The 5,702-nt window shown below is 42.0% G+C and carries 6 protein-coding genes; 2 read left to right on the top strand and 4 right to left on the bottom strand.

Annotated features, from left to right (window positions below; translation table 11 throughout):
* Window positions 1-138 precede the first annotated feature (138 nt).
* Both BLS64_RS14990 and BLS64_RS14985 read left to right on the top strand, forming a co-directional pair.
* A complete protein-coding gene (locus tag BLS64_RS14990; RefSeq protein WP_093114529.1) occupies window positions 139-948 on the top strand; it encodes an amidohydrolase family protein in 810 nt (269 codons plus the stop codon).
* 11 nt (window positions 949-959) lie between these two features.
* Window positions 960-1,388 carry a secondary thiamine-phosphate synthase enzyme YjbQ gene (locus BLS64_RS14985; RefSeq protein WP_093114528.1) on the top strand — a complete coding sequence of 143 codons (429 nt, stop codon included), beginning with the start codon at window positions 960-962 and terminating at the stop codon, window positions 1,386-1,388.
* Window positions 1,389-2,194: 806 nt separating this feature from the next.
* Here BLS64_RS14985 and rplT read toward each other — a convergent pair.
* From rplT to thrS, 4 genes are all read right to left on the bottom strand, one after another.
* Window positions 2,195-2,539, bottom strand: a complete 345-nt coding sequence (gene rplT / locus BLS64_RS14980; RefSeq protein WP_093114527.1) for a 50S ribosomal protein L20 — start codon at window positions 2,537-2,539, stop codon at window positions 2,195-2,197.
* Window positions 2,540-2,678: 139 nt separating this feature from the next.
* Window positions 2,679-2,876 carry a 50S ribosomal protein L35 gene (rpmI, locus tag BLS64_RS14975; RefSeq protein WP_029033297.1) on the bottom strand — a complete coding sequence of 66 codons (198 nt, stop codon included), beginning with the start codon at window positions 2,874-2,876 and terminating at the stop codon, window positions 2,679-2,681.
* A 75-nt stretch (window positions 2,877-2,951) separates the two neighbouring features.
* Window positions 2,952-3,467, bottom strand: coding sequence for a translation initiation factor IF-3 (infC, locus tag BLS64_RS14970; RefSeq protein ID WP_256325202.1), 516 nt, complete (start codon window positions 3,465-3,467; stop codon window positions 2,952-2,954).
* Between the two features lie 58 nt (window positions 3,468-3,525).
* Entirely contained in the window at window positions 3,526-5,472 is a 1,947-nt protein-coding gene (gene thrS / locus BLS64_RS14965; RefSeq protein ID WP_093114525.1) for a threonine--tRNA ligase, read from the bottom strand.
* Window positions 5,473-5,702: the final 230 nt, after the last annotated feature.

Genomic DNA, 5,702 nt, shown 5'->3' with positions numbered 1-5,702 from the left:
TTAAAAAGAAAAAAGAATTAATAACTTTAAACTTCCATTAAATAGGATTCATAATCAACTTCGAAAATGGTCAACCCTATTTAGGACTCCACAAAAATCTAACTTCTAACATCTATCTTCTAACATCTAACTTCTAAAATGATGATCGATTCTCATCAACATTTCTGGCAATATGATCCTGAAAAATACTCCTGGGTAGCTGAGGACCTCCGAAGAGATTTTTCTCCTGAAGATCTGCAGCCTTTGCTTCAGGAAAATGGATTTGAAGGCAGTATTTTGGTGCAGGCAGATCAGTCTGAAGAAGAAACTGTGAAACTATTGGAACTGGCCAATTCCCAATTTTTTATAAAAGGAGTCGTGGGCTGGATCGATCTCACTGCTGAAAATGTGGAGGAGCGCCTGGAATTATATTCCCGTGATCCTGCTTTTAAAGGGGTGCGGCATACTGTGTGGGATGAAAAAGGGGAATTTATGCTGGAACCCGATTTCAAAAGGGGAATAGCAAGTTTAAAGAAATTTGATCTTACTTATGATATTCTCGCTTTTGATTATCAGCTTTCGAGTGCTGTTGAGCTGACCAAAATCTTTCCGGAGCAGCCATTTGTTCTCGATCACATGGGGAAACCACAGGTGTCTAAAGGCGTGTCAGAAGAATGGAAACGAAACATAATAGAACTTGGAAGCCAAAGCAATGTGTATTGCAAGGTATCAGGCCTGGTGACCGAAGCGGAAAACTTCAGCTGGAAGGCAGCCGATTTTCACCCTTTTTTAGAAGCGGTGACTGCAGCATTTGGAACTGACCGGTTGATGTTTGGGTCTGACTGGCCGGTCTGTATATCCGCTGCGAGCTACAAGGAAGTAGTACAGGTCGTGCAGGAATTCTTTTCCGAAGAAGAAAGGGAGAAGATCTTTGGACAAAATGCCGCTCGATTTTATAACTTGTGGTAAAAAGGAAGTTTATGAGTGAATTTTTTCAGAAGGAAATAAAGCTGAAGGCAAGGCCAAGAGGTTTTCACCTCGTAACGGACGAGATCCTGGAGCAACTGAAAGAGCTTCGGAATTTCAAGACGGGTTTTTTGCAGGTTTTTATAAAACATACTTCCGCGGGCCTTACCATAAATGAAAATGCTGATCCTACCGTGCGCGAGGATTTTGAAAGCCACTTCAATCAAATGGTTCCCGAAGATCAGCCATACTACAAACACACTTTAGAAGGTTCCGATGACATGCCGGCGCACATAAAGGCTTCTTTGCTGGATACTTCCTTGCAAATTCCCATCACCAATGGCAAATTGAACCTGGGAACCTGGCAAGGGATCTATTTGTGTGAACACCGCAACCACGGGGGCAGCAGGAAGTTGGTGTTGACGATAATGGGAGAGAAATAGGATTTATAATATCGGGTTCAAAATTCACAATTTCTTGGGGAGTTTTTCAAAAGCCATTTTTGATTTTGTTCTTTTCCGAAGAAAATGGAAGTTTTCAAAAAATCCATTTTTTTAAGAGATTCCTAATAAGATATCTGTGCCTCTGTGGCTTCCCTAAAATGATTTAAAATCAATCCTATCCCGGGAGGGGTGACCTTAGGACGGGGTGAAAAGTTTGTCTGTCATTCCGACGTAAGGAGGAATCTCATTTGAATTTAACATTCCAATCATTGAAAGTCCAAATTCCAATTTAAACGATTGTCTTAAACCTCATTTTGAAACCTTTGGAATTTGAAGTTTGTAATTTTGTTTTTTATTCAAGGGATTCTTCCCTCCGCTGCGCTGCGATCAGAATGAAAATCGGAGTATTTGAGAACCGACAGAATAAAAGAAAATTCGTGGCAACAAGCTTCGATAAGGGATAGATAATATGGAACTTGGTGCTCGGAAGTTGAAGGTTAATAAAGATTCTTCACTCCTTCTGTGCTTCGTTCAGAATGACATATAAATATTCGTGCATCCGTGGCCAATAAATATCAGTTTCCTGAATGAGTTCACGCCAAGAGCGCAAAGCTGGCGCAAAGTCCGCAAAGAATCTTGAGCTTCGTCTAGAATGACAATGGAAACAAATGTATGGCTGGTACCTGGTTTCCGCAGAAGGGAAGAAAGAACATTAGTGCATTCGTGGCAAAAAAGGAAAATCCCCGAAACAAAAGATCCCGCTCTTTCAAGCAGGATCTTTCTATAAGTGAGATAAAGTTTTGAATTTATTTTACTTTATCAACAATAGCTTTGAACGCCTCTGGGTGGTTCATAGCCAGATCTGCAAGAACCTTTCGGTTCAATTCGATCCCACTAGCTTTAACTTTCCCCATGAACTGCGAATAAGACATTCCGTGCATACGGGCACCTGCGTTGATACGCATGATCCAAAGTGAACGGAAACTTCTTTTCTTGTTCTTACGGTCTCTGTAAGCATATAACATTGCTTTTTCAACCGCGTTTTTAGCTACTGTCCAAACGTTCTTACGACGTCCAAAGTAACCTTTTGCTTGCTTAAGAACCTTTTTTCTTCTGGCTCTCTTAGCAACTGAATTTACTGATCTTGGCATAATTTTAAATTTTTTTGTAGCAGGCGGTCGTTTCCAACACTTTTAAATCAGAAAAGATCTCAGATCTAATATCCAAAATCTCACATCTCATTTGCCCGACTCCAGGGTTATTAAATTTGGTAAACCATCAAAGGTTCAACTACAATAAACGTAATTGAAGTTTGATATTCTTTTCGTCTGCCTCATGCACCAAGGTGCTGTGAGTTAGAGCAAGCTTTTGTTTCTTCGTCTTCTTTGTTAAGATGTGACTCTTAAACGCATGCTTTCTTTTGATTTTTCCGGTACCTGTTAGCTTGAAACGCTTCTTGGCACTGGATTTCGTCTTCATTTTAGGCATTGTTTCCTTCTTTTTAATTATCTCACTTAATTATTGTAAAACTGAAAAATGCTTCTTCTGAAGCATTTTCAGGTCTTATTTCGATTTCTTCGGAGAAATGAACATGGTCATTCGCTTCCCTTCAAGCTTTGGCATTTGCTCTACTTTTCCAAGTTCTTCCAGGTCTTGCGCCAGTCTTAAAAGAAGGATTTCTCCCTGCTCTTTGAACACGATAGAACGACCTTTGAAAAATACGTATGCTTTTAATTTGGCACCTTCCTTCAGGAATTTTTCTCCGTGCTTTTTCTTAAACTCATAATCGTGATCATCGGTGTTCGGACCAAAACGTATCTCTTTGACTACAACCTTGGTTGCTTTGGCTTTTAAGGCCTTGTCACGTTTTTTCTGTTCGTAGAGAAATTTCTTATAGTCCATTACCTTAACTACAGGCGGCTTGGCATTTGGAGAGATCTCCACCAGGTCCAGTTCCTGTTCTTCAGCAATGGCTAAAGCTTTTTTAAGAGGATAAACACCCATTTCCACATTATCACCTACCAGGCGAACTTCTTCCGCCCGAATTTTTCCGTTGATTCTGTGCGGATCTTCTTTGATTTCTCTAAGAGGTCTTCTTGATCTTTTTCTTCGTATTGCTATGGCTCAAAAATTTTAATTAAACTTCGAATTGTTTTAAAGTACTGTTTACTTCCTTTTTTATTATTTGGGCAAAATCTTCAATCGGCATAGTGCCAAGATCGCCTTCCCCGTGTTTACGTACAGAAACCGTTCCATTCTCGGCTTCCTGCTCACCTACGATGAGCATGTACGGATATTTGTTCACTTCAGCCTCACGGATCTTCTTCCCGATAGTTTCATTTCGGTTGTCCGTAAGGGCGCGAATTTCGTGATTTTCCAGCAAAGTTAAAACTTTTTGGCTGTATTTTTCATATTTCTCACTGAGGGAGAGAATAATAGCCTGTTCCGGCATCAGCCATAATGGGAAATTCCCTGCAGTATGCTCCAGCAGGATAGCCACAAAGCGTTCCATACTTCCAAAAGGAGCCCTGTGGATCATCACCGGGCGGTGCATTTCATTATCACTTCCTTTATATGTGAGGTTGAATCTTTCCGGCAGGTTATAATCTACCTGGATGGTTCCCAATTGCCACTGTCTTCCCAGCGCATCTTTTACCATGAAGTCCAGCTTTGGTCCGTAGAAGGCGGCTTCCCCGGTTTCAACAACATAGTTCAGGCCTTTTTCTTTGGCTGCGTTGATAATGGCATTCTCAGCCTTTTCCCAATTCTCGTCAGAACCAATGTACTTCTCCTTATTCTCCGGGTCCCTTAAAGAAACCTGCGCGGTGAAGTTTTCAAATCCTAGGGAGTTAAATACATATAAGGTGAGGTCAATTACCTTTTTAAATTCAGAATCCAGTTGATCTGGCGTACAGAAAATGTGAGCATCATCCTGAGTGAAACCACGTACACGGGTCAATCCGTGTAGTTCCCCGCTTTGCTCGTATCTGTAAACTGTACCGAATTCAGCAAATCGCTTCGGCAGGTCTTTGTAGCTCCAGTGCCCGTTATTGTATATCTCGCAGTGGTGCGGACAATTCATTGGCTTCAGCAGAAATTCCTCTCCTTCATTTGGCGTGTTTATGGGTTGAAAGCTGTCTTCACCATATTTTGCATAGTGACCGGAAGTTACATACAGTTCTTTATGTCCTATATGAGGCGTAACCACCATCTCGTAACCGGCTCTTTTCTGCGCTTTTTTCAGGAAGTTCTCTAGTCTTTCCCTTAGAGCGGCTCCTTTTGGAAGCCATAAAGGCAGACCCTGACCCACTTTTTGTGAGAAAGTGAACAATTCCAGCTCTTTTCCAAGCTTGCGGTGATCTCTCTTCTTCGCCTCCTCTAATAATTGAAGGTATTCCTTTAGATCTTTTTGCTTCGGAAATGAAATTCCGTAGACCCTCGTAAGCTGTGGATTCTTTTCATCGCCTCGCCAGTAAGCCCCGGCAACGCTCATTAATTTTACGGCCTTGATAGGAGCGGTATTCGGCAGGTGCCCTCCGCGACATAGATCGGTAAAGGTATCATGGTCGCAGAAAGTAATAGTTCCGTCTTCCAGATTTTCAATGAGTTCTACCTTATAAGGATTCTTTTCACGGGTGTAGTATCCAAGCGCTTCCTCTTTTGGAACAGCGCGCATGTTGAAGTCATGTTTTCCGCGGGCGATCTCCAGCATGCGGTTCTCGATCTTCTGGAAATCATTTTCAGAGATCTTGTGCTCGCCAAAATCCACATCATAATAGAATCCGTTCTCGATCGCCGGACCAATAGTAAGCTTCGCTCCCGGGTAAAGATCCTGGATAGCCTGTGCCATCACGTGGGAAGAAGAGTGCCAAAAAGCCTTTTTTCCCTCCTCGTCATTCCAGGTATATAAAGTAAGACTGCCGTCGGTAGTTAAAGGAGTAGTGGTTTCTACAATAGTATCATTGAATTTCGCCGAAAGTACATTCCGCGCAAGTCCTTCACTAATGCTTTTGGCCACCTCTATAGGAGTGGTCCCTTTTTCAAACTCTTTAATACTGCCATCGGGCAACGTAATCTTTATCATAATTCTCAATTAAGCTGCAAAGATAATAGGATAAAAGGTGCTTTACAATACTATTATATATATGAGTAAGATTTTTTGGGCGTTCCTTCTCCCGCTGAGCGTGAGAAGGCGCGTGTTCCGCTGTAGCCCTGCCCAATGTAATATCGGGCTTGCCTGCCGAAGCTTTTGCGTAGGCAGGGGCTGCCGCTTCACCCGCTAACGCAACAGCTTATTCTTTGATTTTCAGTCTA

This window comes from Salinimicrobium catena, from assembly GCF_900102915.1.
Classification (GTDB): domain Bacteria; phylum Bacteroidota; class Bacteroidia; order Flavobacteriales; family Flavobacteriaceae; genus Salinimicrobium; species Salinimicrobium catena.
The sequence above is the reverse complement of the archived record's forward strand: the minus strand, read 5'-3'. Positions and strand labels throughout refer to the sequence as shown.

Bases quoted from the DNA above. Each gene is read 5' to 3' on its own strand.
- BLS64_RS14990 (WP_093114529.1), top strand. From the start codon at position 139: ATGATGATCGATTCTCATCAACATTTCTGGCAATATGATCCTGAAAAA.
- BLS64_RS14985 (WP_093114528.1), top strand. From the start codon at position 960: ATGAGTGAATTTTTTCAGAAGGAAATAAAGCTGAAGGCAAGGCCAAGA.
- rplT (WP_093114527.1), bottom strand. From the start codon at position 2,539: ATGCCAAGATCAGTAAATTCAGTTGCTAAGAGAGCCAGAAGAAAAAAG.
- rpmI (WP_029033297.1), bottom strand. From the start codon at position 2,876: ATGCCTAAAATGAAGACGAAATCCAGTGCCAAGAAGCGTTTCAAGCTA.
- thrS (WP_093114525.1), bottom strand. From the start codon at position 5,472: ATGATAAAGATTACGTTGCCCGATGGCAGTATTAAAGAGTTTGAAAAA.